The sequence below is a fragment of the Thalassospira sp. CH_XMU1458 genome (assembly GCF_037027205.1).
GTDB classification, from domain to species: domain Bacteria; phylum Pseudomonadota; class Alphaproteobacteria; order Rhodospirillales; family Thalassospiraceae; genus Thalassospira; species Thalassospira tepidiphila.
The window spans coordinates 721,660-747,183 of record NZ_JAYMDW010000001.1 but is presented as its reverse complement, the minus strand read 5'-3'; the positions used below and the strand labels follow the sequence as shown (position 1 = coordinate 747,183).

The 25,524-nt window shown below is 55.8% G+C and carries 27 protein-coding genes; 5 read left to right on the top strand and 22 right to left on the bottom strand.

Going from position 1 to position 25,524, the window contains the following annotated elements; all coding sequences use genetic code 11:
* Window positions 1-52 precede the first annotated feature (52 nt).
* Both WBY09_RS03500 and WBY09_RS03495 read left to right on the top strand, forming a co-directional pair.
* Window positions 53-1,687 (top strand): sigma 54-interacting transcriptional regulator, encoded by a 1,635-nt coding sequence (locus tag WBY09_RS03500; protein ID WP_336232001.1) that lies wholly within the window; start codon window positions 53-55, stop codon window positions 1,685-1,687.
* Between the two features lie 105 nt (window positions 1,688-1,792).
* Window positions 1,793-2,575, top strand: a complete 783-nt coding sequence (locus WBY09_RS03495) for a 3-hydroxybutyrate dehydrogenase (RefSeq protein ID WP_336232000.1) — start codon at window positions 1,793-1,795, stop codon at window positions 2,573-2,575.
* An 83-nt stretch (window positions 2,576-2,658) separates the two neighbouring features.
* Here WBY09_RS03495 and WBY09_RS03490 read toward each other — a convergent pair whose 3' ends face one another.
* The 3 genes from WBY09_RS03490 to WBY09_RS03480 all read right to left on the bottom strand — a co-directional run bounded on the left by WBY09_RS03490 (window position 2,659) and on the right by WBY09_RS03480 (window position 5,190).
* Window positions 2,659-2,841: a YegP family protein gene (locus WBY09_RS03490; protein WP_008888404.1), complete on the bottom strand. Its 183-nt coding sequence runs from the start codon at window positions 2,839-2,841 to the stop codon at window positions 2,659-2,661.
* A 106-nt stretch (window positions 2,842-2,947) separates the two neighbouring features.
* Entirely contained in the window at window positions 2,948-4,186 is a 1,239-nt protein-coding gene (locus tag WBY09_RS03485; RefSeq protein ID WP_336231999.1) for a family 16 glycosylhydrolase, read from the bottom strand.
* 128 nt (window positions 4,187-4,314) lie between these two features.
* A complete protein-coding gene (locus tag WBY09_RS03480; RefSeq protein WP_063086779.1) occupies window positions 4,315-5,190 on the bottom strand; it encodes a LysR substrate-binding domain-containing protein in 876 nt (291 codons plus the stop codon).
* A 121-nt stretch (window positions 5,191-5,311) separates the two neighbouring features.
* On the opposite strand from WBY09_RS03480, the gene WBY09_RS03475 reads away from it, so the two are divergent.
* Window positions 5,312-6,436: an S-(hydroxymethyl)glutathione dehydrogenase/class III alcohol dehydrogenase gene (locus tag WBY09_RS03475; RefSeq protein WP_064787616.1), complete on the top strand. Its 1,125-nt coding sequence runs from the start codon at window positions 5,312-5,314 to the stop codon at window positions 6,434-6,436.
* A gap of 77 nt (window positions 6,437-6,513) precedes the next feature.
* On the top strand, window positions 6,514-7,371 hold the full coding sequence (fghA, locus tag WBY09_RS03470; RefSeq protein WP_336231998.1) for an S-formylglutathione hydrolase: 858 nt from the start codon (window positions 6,514-6,516) through the stop codon (window positions 7,369-7,371).
* Window positions 7,372-7,476: 105 nt separating this feature from the next.
* Here the strand turns inward: fghA and WBY09_RS03465 are convergent, their stop codons facing one another.
* From WBY09_RS03465 to WBY09_RS03380, 18 genes are all read right to left on the bottom strand, one after another.
* A complete protein-coding gene (locus tag WBY09_RS03465) occupies window positions 7,477-8,073 on the bottom strand; it encodes an energy-coupling factor transporter transmembrane component T family protein (RefSeq protein ID WP_336231997.1) in 597 nt (198 codons plus the stop codon).
* On the bottom strand, window positions 8,070-8,744 hold the full coding sequence (locus WBY09_RS03460; protein ID WP_336231996.1) for an energy-coupling factor ABC transporter ATP-binding protein: 675 nt from the start codon (window positions 8,742-8,744) through the stop codon (window positions 8,070-8,072). The genes WBY09_RS03465 and WBY09_RS03460 overlap by 4 nt, the downstream gene beginning before the upstream one ends.
* Before the next feature lie 70 nt (window positions 8,745-8,814).
* On the bottom strand, window positions 8,815-9,363 hold the full coding sequence (locus tag WBY09_RS03455; RefSeq protein ID WP_336231995.1) for a biotin transporter BioY: 549 nt from the start codon (window positions 9,361-9,363) through the stop codon (window positions 8,815-8,817).
* Between the two features lie 197 nt (window positions 9,364-9,560).
* On the bottom strand, window positions 9,561-9,863 hold the full coding sequence (locus WBY09_RS03450; RefSeq protein ID WP_336231994.1) for an ArsR/SmtB family transcription factor: 303 nt from the start codon (window positions 9,861-9,863) through the stop codon (window positions 9,561-9,563).
* Window positions 9,864-9,906: 43 nt separating this feature from the next.
* Window positions 9,907-10,353 (bottom strand): SRPBCC family protein, encoded by a 447-nt coding sequence (locus WBY09_RS03445; RefSeq protein ID WP_336231993.1) that lies wholly within the window; start codon window positions 10,351-10,353, stop codon window positions 9,907-9,909.
* Window positions 10,354-10,550: 197 nt separating this feature from the next.
* Window positions 10,551-11,171 carry an urease accessory protein UreG gene (gene ureG, locus WBY09_RS03440; RefSeq protein ID WP_336231992.1) on the bottom strand — a complete coding sequence of 207 codons (621 nt, stop codon included), beginning with the start codon at window positions 11,169-11,171 and terminating at the stop codon, window positions 10,551-10,553.
* Window positions 11,168-11,974, bottom strand: a complete 807-nt coding sequence (locus tag WBY09_RS03435; RefSeq protein WP_336231990.1) for an urease accessory protein UreF — start codon at window positions 11,972-11,974, stop codon at window positions 11,168-11,170. The genes ureG and WBY09_RS03435 overlap by 4 nt, the downstream gene beginning before the upstream one ends.
* On the bottom strand, window positions 11,865-12,422 hold the full coding sequence (locus tag WBY09_RS03430) for an urease accessory protein UreE (RefSeq protein WP_336231988.1): 558 nt from the start codon (window positions 12,420-12,422) through the stop codon (window positions 11,865-11,867). The genes WBY09_RS03435 and WBY09_RS03430 overlap by 110 nt, the downstream gene beginning before the upstream one ends.
* A gap of 18 nt (window positions 12,423-12,440) precedes the next feature.
* Window positions 12,441-14,153: an urease subunit alpha gene (gene ureC / locus WBY09_RS03425; protein WP_336231987.1), complete on the bottom strand. Its 1,713-nt coding sequence runs from the start codon at window positions 14,151-14,153 to the stop codon at window positions 12,441-12,443.
* Window positions 14,154-14,170: 17 nt separating this feature from the next.
* Entirely contained in the window at window positions 14,171-14,476 is a 306-nt protein-coding gene (locus WBY09_RS03420; RefSeq protein ID WP_008888419.1) for an urease subunit beta, read from the bottom strand.
* 13 nt (window positions 14,477-14,489) lie between these two features.
* On the bottom strand, window positions 14,490-14,792 hold the full coding sequence (locus WBY09_RS03415) for an urease subunit gamma (RefSeq protein ID WP_062956784.1): 303 nt from the start codon (window positions 14,790-14,792) through the stop codon (window positions 14,490-14,492).
* Between the two features lie 26 nt (window positions 14,793-14,818).
* Window positions 14,819-15,700 (bottom strand): urease accessory protein UreD, encoded by an 882-nt coding sequence (locus WBY09_RS03410; protein WP_336231984.1) that lies wholly within the window; start codon window positions 15,698-15,700, stop codon window positions 14,819-14,821.
* 212 nt (window positions 15,701-15,912) lie between these two features.
* Complete coding sequence (urtE, locus tag WBY09_RS03405; RefSeq protein ID WP_008888422.1) at window positions 15,913-16,608, bottom strand: urea ABC transporter ATP-binding subunit UrtE; 696 nt, start codon at window positions 16,606-16,608, stop codon at window positions 15,913-15,915.
* 12 nt (window positions 16,609-16,620) lie between these two features.
* Window positions 16,621-17,421 (bottom strand): urea ABC transporter ATP-binding protein UrtD, encoded by an 801-nt coding sequence (urtD, locus tag WBY09_RS03400; protein ID WP_336231983.1) that lies wholly within the window; start codon window positions 17,419-17,421, stop codon window positions 16,621-16,623.
* Window positions 17,418-18,593 carry an urea ABC transporter permease subunit UrtC gene (gene urtC / locus WBY09_RS03395; protein ID WP_064787639.1) on the bottom strand — a complete coding sequence of 392 codons (1,176 nt, stop codon included), beginning with the start codon at window positions 18,591-18,593 and terminating at the stop codon, window positions 17,418-17,420. Before urtC ends, urtD begins: the two co-directional genes overlap by 4 nt.
* Before the next feature lie 3 nt (window positions 18,594-18,596).
* Complete coding sequence (gene urtB / locus WBY09_RS03390; protein ID WP_336231981.1) at window positions 18,597-20,300, bottom strand: urea ABC transporter permease subunit UrtB; 1,704 nt, start codon at window positions 20,298-20,300, stop codon at window positions 18,597-18,599.
* A gap of 126 nt (window positions 20,301-20,426) precedes the next feature.
* Window positions 20,427-21,701, bottom strand: coding sequence for an urea ABC transporter substrate-binding protein (urtA, locus tag WBY09_RS03385; protein ID WP_008888426.1), 1,275 nt, complete (start codon window positions 21,699-21,701; stop codon window positions 20,427-20,429).
* Window positions 21,702-22,064: 363 nt separating this feature from the next.
* A complete protein-coding gene (locus WBY09_RS03380; protein WP_286792797.1) occupies window positions 22,065-23,018 on the bottom strand; it encodes a LysR family transcriptional regulator in 954 nt (317 codons plus the stop codon).
* A gap of 100 nt (window positions 23,019-23,118) precedes the next feature.
* Here WBY09_RS03380 and WBY09_RS03375 point away from each other — a divergent pair, with 100 nt between their 5' ends.
* Window positions 23,119-24,102, top strand: coding sequence for an MBL fold metallo-hydrolase (locus WBY09_RS03375; RefSeq protein ID WP_336231978.1), 984 nt, complete (start codon window positions 23,119-23,121; stop codon window positions 24,100-24,102).
* A 106-nt stretch (window positions 24,103-24,208) separates the two neighbouring features.
* Here WBY09_RS03375 and WBY09_RS03370 read toward each other — a convergent pair whose 3' ends face one another.
* Window positions 24,209-25,405: a urate hydroxylase PuuD gene (locus tag WBY09_RS03370; RefSeq protein WP_336231976.1), complete on the bottom strand. Its 1,197-nt coding sequence runs from the start codon at window positions 25,403-25,405 to the stop codon at window positions 24,209-24,211.
* Window positions 25,406-25,524 lie beyond the last annotated feature (119 nt).

Genomic DNA, 25,524 nt, shown 5'->3' with positions numbered 1-25,524 from the left:
GTCGCTTAGGACTGTACATTTATCGATACAATGTAAACTTATCGGTACGGATATGCGGTTCGAAATTCGCGGTGAAAACAGGCTCGGCATTACGCGTGACGTCATCAACGTCCTGACCGATCAGGGCCTGGACATCCGCACATTCGAAGTCACCACCCATCATATCTATGCAGATATCCCGGCCATCCGCCCGGAACGCTTTCCGGCACTGGCAAGCGCCTTGAAGAAAATCCCCGGCATTTTCGACATTACCGAAATCGACCGTCTGCCAACCGAACGCCGTCGCGCACAGTTGCATGCAACGCTTGCCGCCCTGGGTGATCCGGTGATCGCGGTTGATGCCAACGGCCTGATTGCCCAGGCCAATCCCGCAGCACAGGCAATTTCAACCACCCCTGAAAAACCTCTGCGTGATCAGGATATATCGAGCATACTTGGTGAACCATCTATTGAAGATTTGCGCCAAGGTGGTTTTCGTCTGCCGGAACGCGAAGTGGTTTTGGGTGGCCAGACCTATCTTTTGCAGGTCGAACCGATCGGCCATGTTGATGATGGCTCAGACGCCAGCGATGATGCGCCCTGGGGCGGTGTGATGGTGTTTCACCGACCGGCACGGCTGGGCCGCGTCATCACCGCCCTTCAGGATCGCAGCCACACTGGCTTTGACGACATTATTGGCACCAGTCGGGCCATGCTGCGCGTCAAATCACAGGCTGAACGGCTTGCTGCTATTGATGCCCCGATCCTGATCCTTGGCGAAACCGGCACCGGCAAGGAACTGTTTGCGCGTGCCTGCCACCGCGCAAGTTCGCGCGCTGATCAACCGTTTCTGGCCCTTAACTGTGCGGCGATGCCCGAGGGCCTGGCTGAAAGCGAACTGTTTGGCTATGCCGCCGGTGCCTTTACCAGTGCCCGGCGCGGCGGCAAGCCGGGGCTTCTGGAACTGGCCGATGGCGGCACCTTGTTTCTCGATGAAATCGGCGAACTGACGCCCTATTTGCAGGCAAAGCTTTTGCGCGTGCTGCAGGATGGCCGGTTCCGGCGCGTCGGCGGCACCGATGAAATCACCGTCGACGTCCGGGTTATCAGCGCGACCAACCGCGACCTCGAGGCGATGTCCCATGACGGCTCGTTTCGCGAAGATCTTTATTTCCGCCTCAATGTTCTTGGCATCACCCTGCCGCCCTTGCGCGACCGGGTCGAAGACATTGCCGATCTGGCAGCCTTTTTCATCGACCGCACCGCCCAGCAGACCGAGCGGACACCACCGCGCCTCGCCCGCGATGGGCTTGAATGGCTATGCCGCCACGACTGGCCGGGCAATGTACGTGAACTTGAAAACACCCTGTTTCGCGCCGTCGCACTCCTTGATGGCGATGTCCTTGGCGCACGTGATTTGGCCGATGCCGCCACCGGCACGGCCACGCCCCCCGAACGAGACACCCAACAGGCTCATGGCGCGCCGGATAGCGGCGAGGCTTCTCCTTCGGGCGAGAGCGAACAGGCCGATCTGATCGCCACCGCCTTGGCGCAAAGTGATTTCAATAGCGGCATGGAATTGCTTGAACGAGAAATGCTGGCCCGCCTCTATCCGGATTATCCCAGCTCGCGCAAACTTGCCAAACGGCTTGGCGTTTCGCACACCTCGATCGCCAACAAGCTGCGCAAATACGGTATCGGCACCTAAAAAGCCAACCACCCGACAACAGCATTTCTTGCCACTTACATTGCACTGCGGCATGATCTTCCTAAATCAAAGGGCAGAAAGCCCATTTCACAGGGAGAAGACAAAATGCTGACAGGTAAACGCGCACTCGTCACCGGCTCGACCAGCGGGATCGGCCTTGCCATGGCCAAGGCCCTTGCGGGGGCTGGTGCTGATGTGATGCTCAATGGCTTTGGCGACGCCGATGAAATCGAGGCGACCCGCAAAGCTCTTGAAACCGAACATGGCGTCACTGCGCACTATAACGGTGCTGACCTGTCCAAACCCGATCAGATCGAAGCGATGATGAAAGACGCCGAAGCCAAGTTTGGCGGTGTTGACATCCTGATCAACAATGCCGGCATCCAATATACCGCCAATGTCGAAGATTTCCCGCCCGAAAAGTGGGACGCGGTGATTGCGATCAACCTGTCATCGGTCTTCCACACCACGCGGCTTGCCGTGCCCTATATGCGGAGACAAAACTGGGGCCGCATCATCAACACGGCATCGGCCCACGGCCTTGTCGCATCCGTCCAGAAGGCCGCCTATGTCGCGGCCAAGCATGGCGTGATCGGATTGACCAAGGTCACCGCCCTTGAAACCGCCGAAACCGGCATCACGGCCAATGCCATCTGCCCGGGCTGGGTGCGCACCGAACTGGTCGAACGCCAGATCGAGGCACGTGCCAAGGAAAACAACATCTCGGTTGAAGAATCCGCAACCCGCCTTGTGTCGGACAAACACCCGTCCAAACAGTTCGTCAGCCCCGAACAGATCGGCCAGACCGCCCTGTTCCTGTGCTCGGACGCGGCATCACAAATGACCGGCACGCACCTTTCCGTGGATGGCGGCTGGACGGCGCAGTAACGCAAACGCAAAAGCATCCCAGAACATCAAAGCCCCGCTGGCACAGGCCGCGGGGCTTTTTGATTGTGCAGGATGATCTCGACCTAGCTCAAATCACAATCACACGCCGGACGTTTGGCATTGGCGATGCAATCGGATTTCTTCGAATAGCCTTGCGTCGACGCACCAACAATCTCTCCATTCTTGGCCGTACGCCGCCAACGCCAGCCATCCTTTGCTTCATAGACTTCCCAAAGATCGCCGTTTGATCCTGTGCATTGTGACATTTCTTACCTCATCAAATCCTGAAAACTTTTGCGGCCTTATATGACGCACTTGATCAGCATTTGTGATGGAGAAAGACCAGATATTTAGGCCTCGGTAGAAGCCCTTCTACTCATAGGCTTCTATGATCATTTTAATCAGCTTTTCGATTTCATTGATGTCTTTATCAAAGGGAACACTGCCACATGTGGTCCCGTTGACACTTACCGGCGATAAGCTTTGTTGGCCGGTTGGCTTCTGCTCATAGACGGCAAACTGATTGATCAGGTTGGTCTTGGGTGTTTTAAGTGCGTAGTTTGGCGGTCCATATTTTCCGTAGTTGCGATTATCCACCCAGTTATGAAACGCAAGCCCAATATCGGGAATGTATTTCCGGTGATCTGCCACCAGCACATCATCGACAAAATACTGCACAGACTTGCTTGTCCATTCGATACTGTACTGATGCCAATCGTAGATGCTGTATTTTTCGGGGCTAAGTGGTGTCAGGCAAAAATCCAAGCTCGAACCGCCGCGCACAGTCATCATCCAAACGTTGTTGTCAAATCCGGAGCTGGGTGGTTTTTTCTCTGTGGTGACCTCCATGAACCATGCGAATTGCATCACCAATGGATTCATCGTGGTATTCCAATAGCCCCAACCTCTGCTGCCACCACCCGTGCCATCTGCACGAACATTTGCAACAATCCGGCTTGAGACCGCATCATTCGCCAGATAAATGTTGTTGAATCCGATGTCGCGATACCATTTCCAAAGAGCCTCTTTATCTGCGATCAATGCCAGATAGTTGTGCGCGATATTGGTTTTGGTTGTTGTGTTCCACGAGTCCTCGGCAAAAGGCCCCTGTTTCGCTACACCTTCAACCGGGCGGTAAGGATATGGCAGATCACAATATTTCTTGATATTGGCATGCATTTCGGCCGGCTGAATAAACGTTATCGACTGCAAAAGCGGATTTACTGGATCAAGCAATCGATCATATGGCTGCTTATCTGGATGCCCCGGCCCTTGTCGCGCACATGAATTGTTATACATCTCCGCATTGATATAGGGCGGTTTGGTATTACCGGATTGCACGTACACGGGCGCGGTTAGCTTGACGCAAGGCGCATCAGCAAAACACCCTTTCTTGTCAGGACCTGCATTCCCGGGCGTGTCGATGTAATTGAAAAAATGGGTTCCTGTCGCATCCTCACGCCAGAACCAAGTATTGAACTTCGCATTAAAAGGCTTTGCGGCGGGGTAACTGTAATCGTCTTCGTACACCGTTTGCCATGTCTGGCACCCCGTCATGGCAAAAAGAGAAAACAATATTCCCGAAACGACAACACAACGACGATTTATCATGGAAATTCCCCCTGACACAGCTTCCACAGAACACGAAATTCAACCGGTCTTGCGTCAAGAATTACACCTTTTGAGATAAATACAACGCAAAATACTATCGTATTTGGTTTATTTTTATCGGTCGCACCCTACCCCAAATACCTACCCAAATGCTCCACCAGCATCCTGATCTTGGGGCTCAGATGCCGGTTGGTCGGGTAAATTGCCCAGATGCCCTCATCGGATGGCTGGTATTTGGTAAGCACCGGGACGAGGTCGCCACTGGCAATCCAAGGATCGACGTAATAGTCGGGCAATTGCACGATGCCGATGCCCTTGCGTGCGGCATCGAGAAGCGCCTGCCCGCTATTGGCGTGGATGGAGCCATGAATGCGCACGGTGCGTTCGCGACCATCCTCTTCAAACCGCCAGTAATCGAGTGTGCCAACCAGACAATTATGGTGGTGCAGTTCGGACAGAGAATAGGGCTCACCACGTTTGGCGATGTAGCTGGGTGCGGCACAGGCATACAGGCGCCTGGTTGAAAGTTGCTGGGTCATCAGACTGCCGGTTGTGCCTTCCAAGCGGCCCAGACGGATGGCCATGTCGTAGCCTTCCAGCACCAGATCTAGCTTCTGGTTGGTAAAGCGGCATTGCACTTCCAGATCGGGATAGCGGGTGACGAAATCATTGACCAGCGGCGCAATAACGGTTTCGCCATAAGTCGTCGGCGCGGTGAGTTTCAGCTTGCCGCGCGGCACTTCCGTCAGGTTACCAATCGCACGCTCCGCCTCGTCCAACCCGTCGAGCAATTGCCGGCAATGCTGATAGTAAATCTGCCCCGCCTCGGTCACGCTGACCTTGCGCGTGGTGCGGTAAAACAATTGCGTGCCGAGCTTTTCTTCAAGCGCTGTGACCTGTCGGCTGACCTGGGCGACTGAAATGCCAAGCTGCCTGGCGGCATGGGTAAAGTTTTGCCGCTCGGCCACGGCGATAAATTCGCTGATCCCGTCCCAGGCATTCATTACCCGACCCCGTCTTGATTATTACACATACGTAAAAGTGAATTACCAAAATAGCGGATTATCACATCAAGGGAAATAAATAGACTGTTGGCATTCCACATCAAACCATCGGAGTAGCGTCATGAGCGCCGAGACCATTACCTGCAAAGCCGCCATCGCCTGGGAAGCAGGCAAACCGCTGTCGATCGAAGAAGTTCAGGTCGCCCCGCCGAAAGCCGGCGAAGTGCGCGTCAAGATCGTTGCGACCGGCGTTTGCCACACCGATGCCTTTACCCTGTCGGGCGACGATCCCGAGGGCATCTTCCCGGCGATCCTTGGCCATGAGGGCGGCGGCATTGTTGAATCCATCGGCGAAGGTGTGACCAGCGTTTCGGTTGGCGATCACGTGATCCCGCTTTACACCCCGGAATGCGGCGAGTGCAAATTCTGCAAATCGGGCAAAACCAACCTGTGTCAGAAAATCCGCGAAACCCAGGGCAAGGGCCTGATGCCGGACGGCACCACGCGCTTCTCGCAGAATGGCAAGCCGATCTATCATTACATGGGGTGCTCGACCTTCTCGGAATACACGGTGCTTCCGGAAATCTCGCTTGCCAAAATCAACAAATCCGCCCCGCTTGAAGAAGTTTGCCTGCTGGGTTGTGGGGTCACCACCGGCATGGGGGCCACGGTTAACGCGGCCAAGGTGCAAAAGGGTGACTCTGTGGCCGTCTTTGGCCTTGGCGGTATCGGTCTTTCGGCCATCATCGGCGCACAGATGGCCGGTGCCGGTCGCATCGTTGCCATTGACCTCAACGAGAAGAAATTCGATCTCGCCAAGAAGCTGGGCGCGACCGATTGCATTAACCCGAAAAGCTATGACAAGCCGATCCAGGAAGTCATTGTCGAGCTGACCGATGGTGGTGTTGACTGGTCGTTCGAGTGCATCGGCAATGTCAATGTCATGCGTTCAGCCCTTGAGTGCTGCCACAAGGGCTGGGGTGAGTCGGTCATCATCGGTGTTGCCGGTGCCGGTCAGGAAATCTCCACCCGTCCGTTCCAGCTGGTCACCGGTCGCGTCTGGCGCGGCACGGCATTTGGTGGCGTCAAAGGCCGCTCGCAGCTGCCCGATTATGTTGAACGCTACCTTGCCGGTGAGTTCAAGCTCTCGGACTTCATCACCCACACCATGAAGCTTGAAGACATCAACGAAGCGTTCGATCTGATGCATGAAGGCGAAAGCATCCGTTCGGTTATCCATTACTGATCGAAACATGAACGTTTGAATAATTGTGCCACTGCCGGAAGCCATCCGGCGGTGGCCGATCAGAAGGAGGCCCCGGTATGGGTATCGAGAATTCTTCAAGCAACAAGGTCTTTGGCGGCTGGCAAAAGCAATATACCCACCCGTCAACCACCCTTGGCTGCGACATGCGCTTTGCGATCTTTCTGCCACCACAGGCCAGCAACGGCACCAAGGTGCCGGTCATGTACTGGCTGTCGGGGCTGACCTGCACGGATGAAAACTTCATGCAGAAGGCCGGTGCATTTCGCATTGCCGCAGAACTGGGCATCGCCATCGTCGCCCCGGACACCAGCCCGCGCGGCGATCATGTCCCCGATGACGAGAAAGAGGCTTATGATTTCGGCAAGGGGGCAGGCTTTTACGTCAACGCCACCCAGGAACCGTGGGCGCGCAATTATCGCATGTATGATTACGTGACCAAGGAACTGCCAGCTCTCATCAAGGATCACTTCCCGGTCAATGACAATGCGGTGATTTCCGGTCATTCCATGGGCGGTCATGGCGCACTGATGATTGCACTGCGCAATCCGGGCACGTTCAAGTCCGTCACCGCCTTTGCACCGATTTCCAACCCGATCAATTGCCCGTGGGGCCAGAAGGCGCTTGGCAATTATCTCGGTGATGACAAATCAGCCTGGAAAGACTGGGACAGCTCGGAACTGATGAAGGCCGCAAGTGCGCCCGATGTTCAGACCCCTGCCCTTGTCGATCAGGGCGGTGCCGATGGCTTTTTGGCCGAACAGCTTAAACCCGAAGTGCTTGAAGCCGCGGCCAAGACATCAAACTACCCGGTCACCATCCGCATTCAGGATGGCTATGACCACAGCTACTATTTCATCTCGACCTTTATCGAAGATCATATCCGCTTCCACGCCAAGCATCTTGGACTGAGCTGATTGCACCAACGATCTTCGACTTCCCCGGCACGCCGCCGTACCTTCCCCCCAATGGCGTGTCGGGGCTTTTCTTTTCGGGGAAATTTGAAAACCTTGCGATGGTGCCTAGTCAAAGCTTCGTGCGTCTATCGCATCGGCGACATCGTCGGCCATTTTGAGCGTGCGGATAATCAGTGGCACCACCATCGCAATGATGGATCGATCAAGGCCGCGTGCGCGTTGGGCATCGCGGATTTCCGATGCCACGGTGGAGATCACCGGAATAAAGCGCAGCACCATCGAAATTGCCAGACTGACCTTTTCCGGGTCTACGCCAATCGGGCGTAGCGGCTGCATGGCCCGTTCAAGTGATGCCAAAAGGTCGGACGTTTTGGTGGTCAGGGTCACAAGCGATGCAAACATCACAATTGCCGCAATCCGGATGATGACCAGCAATCCCGCCTGCCAGTCATTCAGCCAAAGCTGAACGGCAAAAAAGATCACCAGCAGCCACAAGATCGGCTTGATCTGCGCCCACATAATGCGTGGGCCAAAACCGGATACAGGATAAAGCAGCAAGACAGTCGCCAGAACAAACCCGACCACTGGCCAATCGGGGATCAGGAACACGCCCGTACCAAGGGCGACCATGGCAAGGATCTTGGCCCCGGCCGCTGCCCGATGCAGGGCAGACTGCCCGTCAATATACAGCCCCGCGATCACGCCATCATCTCCCGATATTTCGGAAGGACGTCTGCCGGGGTGCCATCAAGCACGACCTTGCCATCCTCAAACGCCAGCACCCGGTCGTAATCGGCAATCAGATCAAGATCATGCGAAACAGTAATCACCGTCTGATCAAGCTCGGTAATGGCGCGCTGTACCCGGTTGCGATTGCGTAAGTCCAAAAGCGTGGTCGGCTCATCAAAAACGATATAACGCGGCTCCATCACCAGCACGCCGGAGATGGCTAGCAACTGCTTTTGCCCGCCACTTAGCAAATGACTGGGATGGGTTTTGAAATCCTGAAGGTCATAGCGCGCAAGCACGTCATCAATCCGGCGATTGACCTCTTCCTTGGGAAGCTTGAGCGGTTTCAAGCCAAAGGCAATGTCTTCCTCGACCACCGGATAAACGATCTGATTATCCGGGTTCTGAAACACAAATCCGACATGACGACGCAGCTTGCGGCCATCCTTTGCCGCGTCCAGATCATCGACAAGGACCCGCCCCGATGTCGCGGTTTGCAGACCATTCAGCAACCTGACAAAGGTGCTTTTGCCCGACCCGTTCGCGCCAACAATCCCGATGCGCTTTTCGCCAAGCGTCAGGTCAATATCAGCAAGCGCATGTCGCTGCTCAAACTGCACAGAGACATTTTCAATTCGGATCATGCGGCCAGTCCGGCGTTGTCGGGGAAACTGGAATGGGCACAAGCAACCATGTGCTTGTGCCCATAAGAAGTCAGGATGCTCTGGAAATCAAGGGATAGGAACGACGCACCGCAAGGCATGCGGCTGTTGCAATGCCCACCTTGATGGCATCCCCGATCAGGAACGGCGCGGCACCGACGGTTGCCTGCCAATAGCTGATGTCGGCCGCAACCGCGACCCAGGCATTGCCTATGGCGTACAGCACCACGATCCCGCCAAAGGCGATGGAAAGTGCTGCATTGATCACGTTCAAACGGTTCCAGAACTTCTCGATCAGAAGGCCGATGACAAAGGCCGAAATGGCCCAGCCAAAAATGAACCCGCCCGTGACACCCATCATCACGCCAAAGCCACCGCGCCCGCCGGACAAAAGCGGCAAACCAACAGCAACCAGAACAAGGAACAGAACAATCGAAAGTCCGCCACGACGGGCACCCAGAATGGCCCCGGCCAACATTGGACCAAGTGACTGTGCTGTGACCGGCACACCGGTGACTGGAAGGGTAATTGGCGGAAACAGCCCAAGAACGGCGGTCAGGGCTGCAAACAGGGCGACGTAGACAATATCTTTGGTCTTCATGTAACGGTTTCCCATTCCCGTTATAAGACAGCCCCAAAATCAACCCCTTGCGCAGGACTGCCTTTCGTTAACCGGTCCGCCCGACCGGCTCAACGCGATATGGGATAACCGCAAATATCATCGACGCCAAGCAAAATGACACCGGATACTGCGTAGCTCAATTAAGAGGAACGCAATATCCGATATTTTTCAAAACCTTAGGCGTCGTCATCTTCGACAAAGGACTTAAGCCGCATCAGGGCAGATTCCCAACGGCCCGCCACCTGATCAAGATAGGCGCGCGCCTCGGCCAGTTGTTCCGGACAAAAGGCATACTGGCTTTCGCGCCCGACCCGATGGTTCTGCACAAGCCCTGCCGCCTCAAGCACGCGCAGATGCTTGGTCACGGCCTGTCGGGTCATATCGGCATCATCAGAGAGCACCGAGATTGAGCGCGGCTTGCCATCGGCCAGACGATCAAAGATCGCCAACCGTGTAGGATCGCCCAAGGCGGCAAACATGACGGAGAAATCCTTATCATGTTTGCCAATGTCCGAATTATTTTCAGGTTTCTGCATATTTCTTGATGTTTTCGAGCTGGAATTCCCAGCCGTTTGTATTGGCCCGCAGCGCCTCAGCAATGCGATGGGATGGTAGGTTATCGAATCCGGTTTCGCGCACCTTTACCGATGTCGTGCCGGACGTTTCTTCCAGCCAGAATTCGACGAGGGTTTCGGGTTCCCCACTGTAATCGACTTCGGGGTCAACCGCATAGGGGTGCCATGTATAGGCGAAGTAGGCTGGTTCCTCCATCGCCTTGATCGTTGAATTCCACGGCACATGGGTGAAACCATCAATGGTGAACATGCCCTTGGAAACTTCACCAACCACAAACGGGCCTTCGATATTGATCCCGAACCAGATGCCGAATTCCTTTGAATCGGTCAGGGCCTTCCACACGCGGGAACGGGATGCTTTGATTTCAATCGACTTCTCAATGGTATTTGACATAATGCAACCTCTTTGTTGCATTTAACCTGCCAGAAACTTTCCCATTATGCAACTAAAAAGTTGCGCATTTGATTTGAGCCTCAAAACACAAACGCCCGGCTGTTGCCAGCCGGGCGGTGCGTGCTCCCGTCATCCTTGGGTCAATGCCGCGTTAATGTAACCCGCAAAGCCCGTGCAGCTTTCCTTATATCCCCATATCAGGATGCTGCGGATTGGCGGAGCCCCCCTGTCTCGATGATGAAGTTCTTCACGTCTTCAAGGCCATCCATCGCCTTGAGATTGGTGAACAGGAATGGACGATCACCGCGCATTTTCTTGGCATCACGGTCCATCACGCCCAGATCGGCCCCCACCAGCGGTGCCAGATCGGTCTTGTTGATCACCAGCAAATCGGATCGGGTAATGCCCGGCCCGCCTTTGCGCGGGATTTTGTCGCCTGCCGAAACGTCGATGACGTAAATCGTGATGTCGGCGAGTTCTGGTGAAAAGGTGGCTGACAGGTTGTCGCCGCCCGATTCAATAAAGATCGCCTCAAGCCCGGCATGCTTGGCGGCCATGTCTTCGACCGCCGCCAGATTGATCGAGGCATCTTCGCGAATGGCCGTATGCGGGCAGCCACCGGTTTCAACACCGGCAATGCGGTCTGCGGCCAGTGCGCCCGAACGGGTCATGAATTCGGCATCTTCGCGGGTATAGATGTCGTTTGTGATGGCAGCGATGTTGAACTCATCGCACATCGCCTTGCACAGGCGTTCCAGAAGGGCGGTCTTGCCCGAACCAACCGGGCCACCAATTCCGATACGAAGGGGAGAGCTCATGATCTAAATAGCCTCGTATATTGGGTTTCGTGTTTCATCGACGTCCAGTCGACCATCGGTGCCGCAGCACCAAGATCGGAAAGTTCAGCCTGCATGGCGTGATCAACCGCAACCGATACCGCACCATCAAGCGACGACAGGGATCTGACACCATCGGTCTGCCCCAGCGGCACCAGACGCACCGCACTGGACACAAGGTTTGCCGCCATCGCATGCAAATACGCCGTCAGCGCATCACGCAGCGGTACCTCAAAATGGGCAGCCGCGATGCCCACCGCCACCGGATAGGATGGCAAACGATCATCTTCGCGCATGGCATTGGCCCAGCGGGTGATCATCCCATCACCCCAGACCTTTTGCATGGTCGAGACAAAGGCACGTCCCTGTGCGGTTGCCTCCAACGCCATCTCGGATGTGCCGCGCCAGCAATCGGCCTCGACCCCGATGTCAAACAGGGCCGCTTCATCACCGGCGCGCGCAGCCCGCCATGCGGCACAAAACAGCACCGCATCAATCCGCCCGGCCCCGAACTCCAGAACCCCTTCAACCCAGTTGATCAGGCTATCCGCCGACGTCACCCGGCCGTCTTCGACGGCATATTCCACGCCATGCGAATAGGTATAGGCACCGACCGGGAATGACGGGCTTAGCCACGTCATCAACCGCATCAGGCCAGCCGGGTTAAGGGTCAGATCATCCGTGGTCATGGGAATGCCCGTGGTGATGGCTGTGCTTGTGATCATGCCCGGGATCATGTTCATGATCGTCATGGTCGAAATGATCATGCCCATGGCTGTGACCATGCGCGCCGCCCAGCCCGTGATAGGCCCCGTTCAGTGGATCAAACGGTGCGATTTCGTTTTCCACCACACCGCCAAGGCCCGTGATCATGTCGCGCATTACGTGGTCATCAATGATGCGCAGACGCCCGTCATTCAGAACCTGAACCGGAGTATGCCGGTTGCCGATATGCCAGGCCAGTTTGGCGGTTGCAATCGGCCCGGCGGCGGTAATGGTCAGAACCGGCTCCTCTGCCGCGCGCACGACAATCACCCCGCCATCAGCAAGGCGCAATCGATCCCTATCCGCCAGACGCACCGCATGCGGCAGATCCAGCAGGAACGGCTCCCCCGCATCATCATGCAGACGAATGCGGCGGCGATGCCGGTCGGAAAAGGCCAGGGTCACCGTGCCACGCACTTCAGACGTGTCGGCACGGTCGACCGGGATATGTTCAATGGCGTGACGCATGGGGTTCTCAGCCACCGATCAGAACAGGAAGTAACGCTGCGCCATCGGCACAACATCAACCGGCTGACAGCTCAGAAGTTCACCATCCGCCGTCACCTGATAGGTTTCCGGATCAACTTCCATTACCGGCAACGCATCATTCAGCTTCATGTCCTTCTTGCCGATATTACGCGTGTTCGACACCGCCAGAAGTTCTTTTGACAGGCCGAATTCGGCGGCAATACCCGCATCAATGCCCGCTTGAGATACGAACGAGAAGCTCGATTTCGCAAGCGCATTGCCATAGGCGCCAAACATCGGGCGGTAATGGACCGGCTGCGGGGTCGGGATCGATGCGTTCGGATCGCCCATGGCGGCGGCGGCAATCATGCCGGCCTTGATCACCATGTCGGGCTTGGTGCCAAAGAACATAGGTTTCCAAACCACAAGGTCGGCAATCTTGCCAACTTCGATGGAACCAACATGCGCGCCAATCCCCTGCGCAATCGCCGGGTTTATGGTGTATTTCGCAACGTAGCGCTTGGCACGGAAGTTATCGTTGCCCTTGCCAGAATCCTCGGGCAACGCACCGCGCTGCTTTTTCATCTTGTCTGCTGTCTGCCAAGTGCGGGTGATGACTTCACCAACGCGGCCCATGGCCTGACTGTCTGACGAGATGATCGAAAACGCGCCAAGATCATGCAGGATATCCTCGGCCGCGATGGTTTCACGGCGGATACGGCTTTCGGCAAAGGCGACGTCTTCGGGGATCTTCGGATCAAGGTGATGGCAAACCATCAGCATGTCCAGATGCTCGTCAATCGTATTGACCGTGAACGGACGCGTCGGATTGGTCGAGCTTGGCAAGACGTTGGCTTCACCGCACAGCTTGATGATGTCTGGCGCATGGCCACCACCGGCACCTTCGGTGTGGAAGGTGTGAATGGTTCGGCCCTTGAACGATGCACGGGTGTGCTCGACAAAGCCGCTTTCATTCAGGGTATCGGTATGGATCATGACCTGCACATCAAGGTCATCAGCCACCGACAGGCAGGTATCAATCGCCGCCGGGGTCGTACCCCAGTCTTCATGAAGCTTCAGGCCGCACGCACCTGCCTTGACCTGTTCGATCAGCGATCCGGGCAGGGTCGCGTTACCCTTGCCAAAGAAGCCGATATTCATCGGAATGCCATCGGCTGCCTGCAGCATCCGGGCAATGTGCCACGGACCTGGCGTACAGGTTGTGGCGTTCGTGCCCGCCGCCGGGCCGGTACCACCGCCCAGCATACTGGTCACACCGGAATAAAGCGCGTCTTCAACCTGCTGCGGGCAGATCCAGTGAATGTGGGCATCAATACCGCCAGCGGTGATGATGTTACCTTCACCTGCAATAATCTCGGTACCCGGACCGATGATGATATCGACACCGGGCTGCACATCCGGGTTTCCGGCCTTGCCGATCCCGGCAATGCGGCCATCGCGGATGCCAATATCGGCCTTGATGATGCCGGTGTAATCAAGGATCAGCGCATTGGTGATCACGGTATCAACCGCACCATCAGCACGCGTTGCCTGTGACTGGCCCATGCCATCACGGATCACCTTGCCGCCGCCGAATTTGACTTCCTCGCCAAGGGTGGTGAAGTCTTTTTCGACCTCGATAATCAGGTCGGTATCGGCCAGTCGGACCTTGTCACCGACGGTCGGGCCAAACATGGCCGCATAGGACGGACGATCAATTTCATAAGCCATTTATTCCATCCCCCCGCTTAGAGCTTGCCGTTGATTTTGGCGTTAAAGCCATAGACCGTGCCGGTACCGGCATATTTCACCAGATTGACTTCGCGCGACTGGCCCGGCTCGAAACGAACAGCGGTCCCAGCCGGGATATCAAGGCGAAAGCCACGGGCGGCTTCGCGGTCAAAATCAAGGCCCGGATTGGTTTCATAGAAATGATAGTGCGACCCCACCTGCACCGGACGGTCCCCGGTATTGGCAACGGTGATGGTTTTGGTTTCACGCCCCTCGTTCAGGATGAGGCTGCCTTCCTTGGTAATGATTTCACCTGGAATCATATCAGTAGCCCCCTTAGCGAATTGGTTCATGAACGGTCACAAGCTTCGTCCCGTCCGGGAAGGTCGCTTCGACCTGAATTTCGTGGATCATTTCGGCAATGCCATCCATTACCTGATCGCGCGTGATCACGGTTGCCCCGTCGCGCATCAGATCGGCAACAGATTTGCCATCGCGCGCCCCTTCAACGACATAGTCGGTGATGATCGCGATCGCTTCGGGATGGTTCAACTTCACCCCCCGTGCAAGGCGATTGCGCGCCACCATGGCGGCGACCGAGACCAGCAGTTTGTCCTTTTCGCGTGGCGTCAGATTCATGCCTGCCTACTCCTTGGCTTCATTTTTTAAATCTCCCACAAACGCGGCAAGCGTGCGGGAAGCCCCCTTGTTTGATGGCGGAATGATTTCCACCATGCGCCATAGACCCGGCGCAATTTCATCGGATCGCGCGCCATGAAACGGGCAATCACAATGCCGTTCATCGCGGTCGCGGCACACAACACATCGCGCGCCTCAAGCCCCTCGGTCGCCTGCGCAAGACAGTCGCGCGCGGCTTCAAGGTTTTGTTCCGCGCCCTGTCCGACCAAAATGGCGGTCGCATTGGCGCGTGCACCGTCAAAGGCCGCCGCGTGATCAAGCATGCGCAACACATCGCCTTCCAGATGCAGCGCATCGCGCCAGATCGGACGTCCATCAATCGACACATCCCACGCATCGCGCGCCAGGCCCGTGGTAAACACCTCGCCGCGCGCAAGGCGGCCAAACACCATCATCTCGCCGGCCATGACCATGCCGCTACCAGATGCACGCACGGTGGTTTTGCGTTTCAGGCGGGCCTGATCAAACAGGATGCTTTCATGGGGCAACCATTCAAGCCAGCCACCATCGGCGACATCCAGATCAACCGACATTTCGCAATCCGGTCCGACCGACCGGTAAATCTTTTCTGCCGCCTGGGCAGTAAACAGGGCGGATGCACCTTCTTCGACCTTGCCAGCAAAGGCCAGCTTGTCGCCGCCAACCATGCCGCCCGATGTCGTGACCAGAACGGCCGTCGCCAGATCCCCCGCAACCGGGCGCGGGAACAGGATTTTCATCGGGTCACGGTAATAAAGATGATCAAGGGCTGCATGCCCGCCCTGATGCGCTGCACCCGTGCCCTGACGAAACGTCACCTCTGCCCGGCCATCGGTGATGATGCGGGCGGGCATTACTGACGTTTCCATCTCCGCATTCGGAATTGCGGATGTTGTCGGTTCAAGTTTGCGAAGCTGCACAAAGTCACCTGAATGTAACGGCCCACTTATGGAGCCTTAATACCAAGGGTCCTCACAGCAAGATGCGGGCCAACCGCCAATACCCTGCCGATACAGGGAGTTTGGCGGTATTTGGCCCGATTGGCGGCACACCGTTTGCGCAAAATTTTGGCAAATGCCGATCAAACAGTCAGATAGGCTCGGACTTTTTCACGGTCGAGCGTTTCTTTCGCACCCGACAAAACAACCTCGCCACGTTCAAGCACGACAATCTCGTCGGCCAGTTCATGGGCGAATTCAAAATATTGCTCGACGAGCAGGATCGCCATATCACCGCGATCGGCCAGCTGTTTGATGACGCGCTGAATATCCTTGATGATCGATGGCTGAATGCCCTCGGTTGGTTCATCAAGCACCAGCAACCGTGGTCGGGTGACAAGCGCGCGCCCGATGGCCAACTGCTGTTGCTGCCCACCCGAAAGGTCACCACCGCGACGACCCAGCATGTCGCGCAGCACCGGGAACAGTTCGAAAATCTCATCCGGGATATGGCGCAGGGCACGTGGCAAGGCGGCAAAGCCGGTCTCAAGATTTTCCTTCACCGTCAAAAGCGGAAAAATCTCGCGCCCCTGCGGGACAATCGCGATCCCATTGGCCGAACGACGATAAGACGGATCGCGCGAGATATCCTTGCCTTCCCATTTGATGTTGCCTTCCGTTATCGGGTGCTGACCAACCACGGCGCGCATCAACGACGTTTTGCCAACCCCGTTACGGCCCAGAACCGCAGTGACCTTACCGGTTTCAGCACTCAGCGACACCTTGCGCAACGCATGGGACGCCCCGTAAAACAGATCAATATTGCTGACATCAAGCATGACAGTTTTCCCCTAGCGTCCCAGATAGACTTCAATGACCCGCGGGTCTTTCTGCACGTGATCAAGGCGCCCTTCGGCCAGAACCGATCCTTCGTGCAGAACAGTCACCTTGCAATCAAGGTCGCGGACAAATTCCATGTCGTGTTCAACCACCACGACCGAGTATTCCTTGGAAATCGACCGTAAAAGTTTCGCCGTTTCCTCGGTCTCGGAATCGGTCATCCCGGCAACCGGTTCATCGACCAGAAGAAGTTCGGGCTCCTGCATCAACAGCATGCCGATTTCCAGCCATTGTTTCTGCCCGTGCGAAAGATTGGCTGCCATCTCATCACGCTTGTCTTCCAGCATAATGGTGACCAGCGTCTTTTCGATCTTGATCTTTTCCGCATCAGAAAGGCGATGGAACAGGGCCTGAAACACGCCGCGCCCGCCCGAACACGCCAGAAGCAAGTTGTCAAAAACCGTATGGCTTTCAAACACCGTCGGCTTCTGGAACTTGCGGCCAATGCCCAGATTGGCGATCTCGGCCTCATCCAGCTTGGTCAGATCGATCTCGCTTTTAAAAAGCACGTCACCGGTATCAGGCCGCGTTTTGCCGGTAATGATATCCATCATCGTCGTCTTACCCGCCCCGTTTGGGCCGATGATGGCGCGAAGTTCACCCGGCTCGACATAAAATGACAGGTTATTGAGTGCGCGGAACCCGTCAAAGGTCACCGACACGCCATCGACATAAAGGATGGTTTCCGACCGCGCGGATTTGACCTGCTCCTCGTCCGAGGCATTCTTTTGAATGGCGACTGCTTCGCTCATGCCTTGCCTCCTTCATTTGCGCGTCGTTTACGCCAGGTCGTGAACAATGATTGCCGATCTGCCGATCCGAATGCCGGCACCGCCCCGATCACACCTTTTGGCAGGAACAGGGTGACGGCAATGAACAACCCGCCCAGGAAGAACAGCCAGAAATCCGGCATCGCCCCGGTAAAGAAGGTCTTGGCATAGTTGACGATAAACGCGCCAAGCACCGCCCCATAAAGCGTGCCACGCCCGCCAACCGCGACCCAGATCACGATTTCAATCGAAAGGGCCGGGGCAAATTCGCCCGGATTGATGATCCCGACTTGCGGCACATAAAGCGCACCGGCGATGCCGGCCATAACGGCTGAAACGGTAAAGACAAACAGCTTGTAATATTCAACCCGGTAGCCGGTGAAACGCACCCGGCTTTCGGCATCGCGAATGGCAATCAAGACTTTGCCCAGACGCGACTGGGTAATGCCGCGCGCCACCGTATAGCAAATGCCAAGAAACACACAGGACGCGACAAACAAACCAGCCCGCGTACCATCCGATTGCAACGAATACCCCAGCAGATCCTTGAAATCGGTCAGGCCATTATTGCCGCCAAAGCCCATATCGTTGCGGAAGAAAGCCAGCAACAGCGCGTAGGTCATGGCCTGCGTGATGATCGAAAGATAAACCCCCGTCACACGCGACCGGAAGGCAAGGAAGCCAAACACAAAGGCCAAAAGCCCCGGCACAAACATCGCCATGACAATGGCAAACCAGAACATGTCAAAGCCATACCAGTACCATGGCAATTCCTGCCAGTTCAGGAAGACCATGAAGTCCGGCAGGATCGGATCACCATAAACGCCACGATCGCCGATCTGACGCATCAGATACATGCCCATGGCATACCCGCCGAGCGCAAAGAACGCCCCGTGGCCAAGTGACAAAATCCCGCAGAACCCCCAGATCAGATCGACACTGAGTGCGAGCAGCGCATAGCAAAGATACTTGCCAAGCAGGCTGACCATCCAGGTTGGCACATGAAAAGCGGAGCTTTCGGGCAACAACAAATTGCTTGCCGGCACCAGAATGGCGGCCGCAATCAAAATACCCAAAAGGATCATCCCGCCGCGGTCTTTCAACAGCCAGCCAATAACCGGCGTCATTTGGTATTTTTGACGATAATCGGTCATGGATCAGGCCTCCACCGCGCGACCCTTAAGGGCAAACAGCCCCTTGGGTCGTTTCTGGATAAACAGGATCAGCGCAATCAGGACAAAGATCTTGGCGAGAACCGCACCTGCCATCGGCTCAAGGAACTTGTTCACAATGCCAAGGCTGAATGCGCCCAGTACCGTGCCCCAAAGGTTCCCGACCCCGCCAAACACGACGACCATGAAACTGTCGATAATGTAAGTCTGGCCAAGGTTCGGGCTGACGTTTGAAATCTGGCTGAGTGCCACACCGGCGACGCCTGCAATCCCCGACCCCAAACCAAAGGTCAGCGCATCAACATAACCGGTGCGAATACCAACCGATCCGGCCATACGCCGGTTCTGGGTAACGGCGCGCATCTGCAAACCAAACGCGGTATAGCGCAGCACGGCGGCAATACCGGCCACCACGATGATGCTAAACAAAATGATCCACAGCCGGTTATAGGTCAGCACCAGACCGGTCGAAAATTCAATCGCACCACTCATGAAATCAGGTGCCGTGACCTGCTGGTTGGTTGCCCCGAAAATCGTGCGGATGGCTTGCTGCAAGACAAGGCTGACCCCCCATGTCGCAAGCAAGGTTTCAAGCGGCCGACCATAGAGGAAACGGATGACAGATCGTTCGATCACAACCCCGACGGCGCCCGCGACCAAAAAGGCAGCTGGCACTGATATCACCAATGACCATGCCGACCCGGATGGCAGGATAGACCCAAGCGCCTGCTGCACCATAAAGGTGGTATAGGCACCGATCATGATCATTTCGCCATGCGCCATGTTGATCACGCCCATCACGCCAAAGGTGATGGCAAGACCGACCGCCGCCAGCAACAAAACCGACCCCAGACTGATACCGCGATAGACATCCCCGATCGTTTGCCAGGTCGACAGGCGACCCTCGACGGAGGCAAGCGCATCCTCGGCGGCGGCAACCACTTCGGGCTCGTAACCTTCTGCCTCGGCACTGGCGACAAATTGCGACAGCACCGCACGGATTTGCGGCGTGGTTTCGCTGGCCAGAACATCAATCGCGCTCAGGCGTTCTTCGGTGGTTTCACCAGCCGCCAGTGCCATGGTGGCCTGCGCCAGTTCCATGCGTGCCAGAAGTGTTTCATCCTCTTCGCGGTCAATCGCGCGCAGAAGCAACGGCAACATCGCCGGATCACGGGCATCCATGATCTGTTCGACCGCAGCACTTCGGATATTAAGATCCGGGCTGAACAGGTTCAGCGTCGCCAACGCATCGCGCAGCGCACCCCGCAGACGGTTGTTGATCTTGATCTTGGAGAGTTCCTTGGATGAACTTTCACCGACTTCTTCGCCGCTGACGATGTCGATATGGGTAAAGACCTTGCCCTTTTTGGTTGCGATAACGACATGCTCGTCGCTGTCGCGAACATATAGGTCACCATCAAGCATGGCCTTAAGGATCGGGGCGACACGCGGATCACCATCCGCCGCCATTTCCTCGATTACCGCGACCTTCTTGGTCGCACTTTTATCATTTAACTGTTCGGCGATGTTTCGCAGTTCTTCGTCGCTAAATGCCTGTGCGCTATTGGGTGTTGCGATCACAAGCAAAGCCAGACACGCGATCAAGGCACCCAGTCGAAGGGCGACGTCACGCGTTTTGGCCAATGAGAACGGAGAACGGCGCAGCACTGAAAACATGTCATTGCGCATGATCACCAAACCTTTGAATTCAATATGGAAAATTGGATAAAGAAAACGCGGACAGCAGACGGATGCCGGTTGCGTTGAAAATGAACAGGCCGGTCGCGTTGCCACGACCGGCCCATCCGAAACCAATTAGTACATCGGTTTTTCACAGTTGCCGCAGACCCACGGATAGGTCCAGTCGGCGGTCAGCTTTGCGCTTTCCGGCAGGAAGTCCGACCATGCATCGCCAACGACGGTGCCTTCGGTTTCCCAAACGATGTCAAACTGGCCATCATCCTGAACTTCGCCGATCAGAACCGGCTTGGACAGGTGGTGGTTGGTGTTCATGACAGCGGTACCGCCAGTCAGGTTTGCAACTTCCTGGCCATACATTGCCTGACGAACCGCATCAACATCGGTGGTGCCAGCCTGCTCAACAGCCTGTTTCCACATGTTAAAGCCGATATAGGTTGCTTCCATCGGGTCGTTGGTTACGCGCGACTCATCACCGATGAAGGCGTGCCACTTTTCGATGAAGGCCGTGTTGGCATCGGACTCAACCGACTGGAAGTAGTTCCAGGCAGCAAGGTGACCAACCAGCGGCGCTGTATCGATACCAGCCAGTTCTTCTTCACCAACCGAGAAGGCAACAACCGGAATGTCTTCAGCTTTGATGCCCTGGTTTGCCAGTTCTTTGTAGAACGGAACGTTCGCGTCACCGTTAATGGTCGAAACCACGGCAGTTTTCTTGCCAGCGGATGCGAATGCTTTCACGTCAGCAACGATCGACTGCCAGTCAGAATGACCGAACGGGGTGTAGTTCTCCATGATGTCTTCATCGGAGATACCCTTGCCGTTCAGGTAAGAACGCAGGATCTTGTTGGTGGTACGCGGATAAACATAGTCGGTACCCAGAAGAACGATACGCTCGGCAGAGCCGCCATCTTCGCTCATCAGGTAATCAACAGCCGGAATGGCCTGCTGGTTCGGGGCTGCACCGGTGTAAAACACGTTGCGCGAGCTTTCCTCACCTTCGTACTGAACCGGATAGAACAGCATGCTGTTGAGTTCTTCGAAGACCGGCAGAACCGATTTACGCGAAACCGACGTCCAGCAACCGAAGACGACAGCAACCTGTTCCTGTTCGATCAGTTCGCGTGCCTTTTCAGCAAACAGCGGCCAGTCAGAAGCCGGGTCAACAACAACGGCTTCGACTTGTTTGCCAAGCAGACCACCGTTCTTGTTCAGGTCATCAACCAGCATCAGGACAGTGTCCTTCAGCGTGGTTTCGGAAATCGCCATCGTCCCGGAAAGAGAGTGCAGCACACCAACTTTGATGGTTTCTGCTGCTTGTGCGGCTGACATTGCCATTGCAGACACTGCCATGGCCCCGGCGCCAATGAGCGCCTGAAGCTTCTTATTCATTTATAGCCTCCACTGAGTTTTTATTGCACCGCCGTTGCACTTGCTAAAACCGTGCCAGACTCAGAGGCCATATCGAATAAAATCGCGAATCGAGGGATTCTCACGCAATAAGAAACTATTTTACAGCTATTTCGGGGAAAATATTTGCGCAAGCCGTGTTTTGAATGATTATTTTTCAATCATTGATTACATTTTGATTAATTTTTGATCATGTTGACGTCAGGGTTTTCACAGCCTATCTGGAGCGCGGAAGTTTCGCCTGCGCTGAGCTTATTGCACCACAATCTGCCTTGTGTCGGCCGGCTTCCCGCCCCGTCGGGAGACCGGCGGGGCGCTTTGATTTCTGGCTGTATTTGTCCGGAATCACTCGGCCGCCTGCAATTCGCGGTCCGGCGCGATCGCGTTAATTGCTGTGCGGATTTGATCACGCAACCAGATCAGACCAACATCCTTGTCCGTCCACACAGCCCAGTTCATCCTCACCGGCGGAAACGCCACATCAATCGGCATCGGGCAATAAGACAACCCGAATAACGGCGCATACTGGTTGGCAATGCGACACGGCACAGTGGCAATCACGGCACTGTTTCGGGCCGCTGCCAAAAGTGGCATGAAATCAGGTGCCGCCAGAACAACATCAAGTTCAATCCCCATCCCCTGAAGCGCGACACCAACACACCCGGCGACATTCTCCGTCTGGGACAGAACCGCATGCCGCGATGCCAGATATTGCGCACGCGACATCGGCAGCGGCAAATCGAGAATATCAGGATTAAAACAACAGGCGACTTCCGAGTTGAACAGAACCTCGCCGAAATGGCCTGTGTTGAGTTGGCTTTTGCAGCCAATCGCCAGATCGATCTCGCCGCCATTGATCATTCCATCAACGGTTTCAGATGTGATGGTACGGCTCAAAATCTTGATACCCGGTGCCTGCTGCTGCAAATGCTGCATCAGAACCGGCAACAAAATCATGTCCATTTCACCCGTCACGCCCAACCGAAAAACACGCTGGGCGGTTTGCGGATCAAAAGAATCCGTCGCATGAAGGGCGTTCTGTGCCTGGGAAAGGGCGGTGCGCACCGGCCCGGCCAGCGCACGGGCTTTTGCTGTCGGCTGCATTTTCTGACCCACACGCACAAACAGGTCATCAGCCAGCAACATCCGCAAGGTATTGAGATTGTGGCTCATTGCCGACTGCCCGATGCGCAGTTTCTCGGCCGCCTTGGTCACGCTCATTTCCTGCATCATGGCGTCAAACGCAATCATCAGGTTGAGGTCAAATGACCGTAAATTGAAATGATCAATATTATCCATGACTGGTATCGATTTGATTACTGACTGATCGCACTATAGCCTTTCCCCATCAGCTTACAACCCGCCGGTTCACACCGGCATGATTTGAGGGAAAAGAAAAATGCTATCACGTCGTGATTTGCTCAAAAGCACGCTTGCCGCCGGTGCCGTTGGCGCGATTGGCAGCACCGTCTTTGTGCCACTGGCCGCAAAGGCAAAGGCACCGCTGGTTGGCACACAGGCACCGGGCTATTACCGGGTCATGGTCGGCGATGTCGAAGTCACCGCCCTTTCGGATGGTGCGGCCCAGTTCCCGATCGCCGATCTTTACGTGAACACCACGCCCGAACAGGCCCGCCTGGCCCTTGCCAATGCGTTTCAGGGAACCCCAACCTATCTTTCGGTCAATGCCTATTTGCTGAATTTCGGGGATCGTCTTGTATTGCTTGATGCGGGTACGAGCGATCTGATGGGACCGGCACTTGGCAAACTTCCGGCCAATATGATTGCCTCGGGCTACCACCCTGATCAGGTCGATGATGTTGTGATTACCCACATTCATCCCGACCATACCGGTGGCCTGACACTGGCTGGCAACAAGGTCTTTGCCAATGCCACCGTGCATGTTCCAGACGCAGACGCCGCGTTCTGGCTCAGTGCTGAAAACAAGGCGACCGCACCCGAAGACGCCAAGGCGTTCTTTGATCAGGCGGTTGCGGCCCTGACCCCCTATATCGATAGTGGCAAGCTTGTGAAATATGCACCCGATGCCCCGGCCATCGAAGGCATGGTCAACACCACTTTCCGCCCCGGACACACGCCGGGCCACAGCGCGCTTTGGATCGAAAGCAAGGGCGAGAAGTTTGTTTACTGGGGCGACATTACCCATGGCGATGTCGTGCAGTTTGACGATCCGAATATTGCCATCGCCTTTGACGGCGACACCGACATGGCAATCAAATCACGCGAAGCGGCCTTTGCCGAAGCGGTACAGGAAAAATACCTGGTTGCCGGTTGCCACGTCGCCTTCCCGGGATTTGGTCATGTGCGCGAAGATGCCACCATGTATGACTGGGTACCGATGAACTATCGCGCTGACATTTAGGTTGGATTTGATCCCCCATCCCCGCCGACCTTAAAACAATCCGTCAACGCAAAAGAGCGGTCGTGCAATACGACCGCTCTTTCCTTTGTATTTCGTTCCTGTCTGCTTATTCCGGCATGCCTGCGCGGATCCACTGACCAAGCTGCTCGCGTTCCTCGTCGGTCATTTCCGTCATATTGCCAAGCGGCATGGCCCGGCCAATAACCGCCTGTGCCAAAACACGCTGCGCATTGGCTTCGATCTGGGCCAGATCATCAAACATCACGCCTGCCGGGGCTTCGTCAAAGCCCTCGTCACTCGGGTTCGCCGAATGGCAGGTCGAACAACGGGTCTGAACGATGGCCAAGGCATGGTTGGCAGTAATCACGTCTTCATCGGCACGCTTGACCGCATTCGGATCATAGGATGCAAACATCGCAAGGATCGCCATCCCAACCGCAGCCGACGGAAGCTGCCAGGCAATTGCCTTGCCGGTACCGCCAGCATTTCGTGTGTTAAAGAAATGGCGCACTAACCCGCCGATGATCAGAATCAGACCGACAATCAGCCAGGACTGATCATGGGAAAACAGCATCGAATAGTGGTTGCTGATCATCATCAGCAACACCGGAAGCGTCAGGTAGTTGTTGTGCGTTGAACGCTGCTTGGCCTGCAGTCCCAGTTTCGGATCGGGCTTTTCCCCAGCCATCAGGCTGGCGACGACCTTTTTCTGGTTCGGAATGATGATGCGAAACACATTGGCGGCCATGATCGTACCAATCATCGCACCGACATGGATAAACGCACCGCGCCCGCTGAACACATGGGTAAACAGATAACTCGCCGCCATGATCAGGATAAACAGCGCGAACGCCAGCGTATCGGTGCGTTTGCCAATCGCACTTTTGCAGATGATGTCATAGATCACCCACCCGGCAAACAGGCTGCCAAGCCCAATCAGGATCGCATCCATCTTGGTCAGCGCCAGAACGCTGGGATCGATCAGATAGCTTTCGGCACTCCAGTAATACATGGTGACCAAAAGCGCAAAGCCGGTAATCCAGGTGAAATAGGCCTCGTATTTGAACCAGTGCAGTTCCGGCGGCATGGAACTGGGTGCCACCATCCATTTGTTCACATGATAGAACCCGCCACCATGAACCATCCAGGCTTCGCCATAGACACCCTCATCCATGTCCGGGCGTTTGCGCAAACTCAGGTCAAGCCAGACGAAATAGAACGAAGACCCGATCCAGGCGATGCCCGTAATCAAATGCGCCCAGCGCAGGATCAGATTGATCCAGTCCTGAAACAGAATATCCACGGTGCTTGAAACCTCCGTCTCGCCTGTGCGCGGTTTCCGGCGCGCTGGCAGCCCTGCCTTGATGATGCCCCGGGACGCATGAATGGCTCTGATGGCAGCATTTTGCCCGGGTTTAATTC

Coding starts and splice junctions, on each gene's coding strand:
- WBY09_RS03500 (WP_336232001.1), top strand. CDS start 53: ATGCGGTTCGAAATTCGCGGTGAAAACAGGCTCGGCATTACGCGTGAC.
- WBY09_RS03495 (WP_336232000.1), top strand. CDS start 1,793: ATGCTGACAGGTAAACGCGCACTCGTCACCGGCTCGACCAGCGGGATC.
- WBY09_RS03490 (WP_008888404.1), bottom strand. CDS start 2,841: ATGTCACAATGCACAGGATCAAACGGCGATCTTTGGGAAGTCTATGAA.
- WBY09_RS03485 (WP_336231999.1), bottom strand. CDS start 4,186: ATGATAAATCGTCGTTGTGTTGTCGTTTCGGGAATATTGTTTTCTCTT.
- WBY09_RS03480 (WP_063086779.1), bottom strand. CDS start 5,190: ATGAATGCCTGGGACGGGATCAGCGAATTTATCGCCGTGGCCGAGCGG.
- WBY09_RS03475 (WP_064787616.1), top strand. CDS start 5,312: ATGAGCGCCGAGACCATTACCTGCAAAGCCGCCATCGCCTGGGAAGCA.
- fghA (WP_336231998.1), top strand. CDS start 6,514: ATGGGTATCGAGAATTCTTCAAGCAACAAGGTCTTTGGCGGCTGGCAA.
- WBY09_RS03460 (WP_336231996.1), bottom strand. CDS start 8,744: ATGATCCGAATTGAAAATGTCTCTGTGCAGTTTGAGCAGCGACATGCG.
- WBY09_RS03455 (WP_336231995.1), bottom strand. CDS start 9,363: ATGAAGACCAAAGATATTGTCTACGTCGCCCTGTTTGCAGCCCTGACC.
- WBY09_RS03450 (WP_336231994.1), bottom strand. CDS start 9,863: ATGTTTGCCGCCTTGGGCGATCCTACACGGTTGGCGATCTTTGATCGT.
- WBY09_RS03445 (WP_336231993.1), bottom strand. CDS start 10,353: ATGTCAAATACCATTGAGAAGTCGATTGAAATCAAAGCATCCCGTTCC.
- ureG (WP_336231992.1), bottom strand. CDS start 11,171: ATGAGCTCTCCCCTTCGTATCGGAATTGGTGGCCCGGTTGGTTCGGGC.
- WBY09_RS03435 (WP_336231990.1), bottom strand. CDS start 11,974: ATGGTCACAGCCATGGGCATGATCATTTCGACCATGACGATCATGAAC.
- WBY09_RS03430 (WP_336231988.1), bottom strand. CDS start 12,422: ATGCGTCACGCCATTGAACATATCCCGGTCGACCGTGCCGACACGTCT.
- ureC (WP_336231987.1), bottom strand. CDS start 14,153: ATGGCTTATGAAATTGATCGTCCGTCCTATGCGGCCATGTTTGGCCCG.
- WBY09_RS03420 (WP_008888419.1), bottom strand. CDS start 14,476: ATGATTCCAGGTGAAATCATTACCAAGGAAGGCAGCCTCATCCTGAAC.
- WBY09_RS03415 (WP_062956784.1), bottom strand. CDS start 14,792: ATGAATCTGACGCCACGCGAAAAGGACAAACTGCTGGTCTCGGTCGCC.
- WBY09_RS03410 (WP_336231984.1), bottom strand. CDS start 15,700: ATGGAAACGTCAGTAATGCCCGCCCGCATCATCACCGATGGCCGGGCA.
- urtE (WP_008888422.1), bottom strand. CDS start 16,608: ATGCTTGATGTCAGCAATATTGATCTGTTTTACGGGGCGTCCCATGCG.
- urtD (WP_336231983.1), bottom strand. CDS start 17,421: ATGAGCGAAGCAGTCGCCATTCAAAAGAATGCCTCGGACGAGGAGCAG.
- urtC (WP_064787639.1), bottom strand. CDS start 18,593: ATGACCGATTATCGTCAAAAATACCAAATGACGCCGGTTATTGGCTGG.
- urtB (WP_336231981.1), bottom strand. CDS start 20,300: ATGCGCAATGACATGTTTTCAGTGCTGCGCCGTTCTCCGTTCTCATTG.
- urtA (WP_008888426.1), bottom strand. CDS start 21,701: ATGAATAAGAAGCTTCAGGCGCTCATTGGCGCCGGGGCCATGGCAGTG.
- WBY09_RS03380 (WP_286792797.1), bottom strand. CDS start 23,018: ATGGATAATATTGATCATTTCAATTTACGGTCATTTGACCTCAACCTG.
- WBY09_RS03375 (WP_336231978.1), top strand. CDS start 23,119: ATGCTATCACGTCGTGATTTGCTCAAAAGCACGCTTGCCGCCGGTGCC.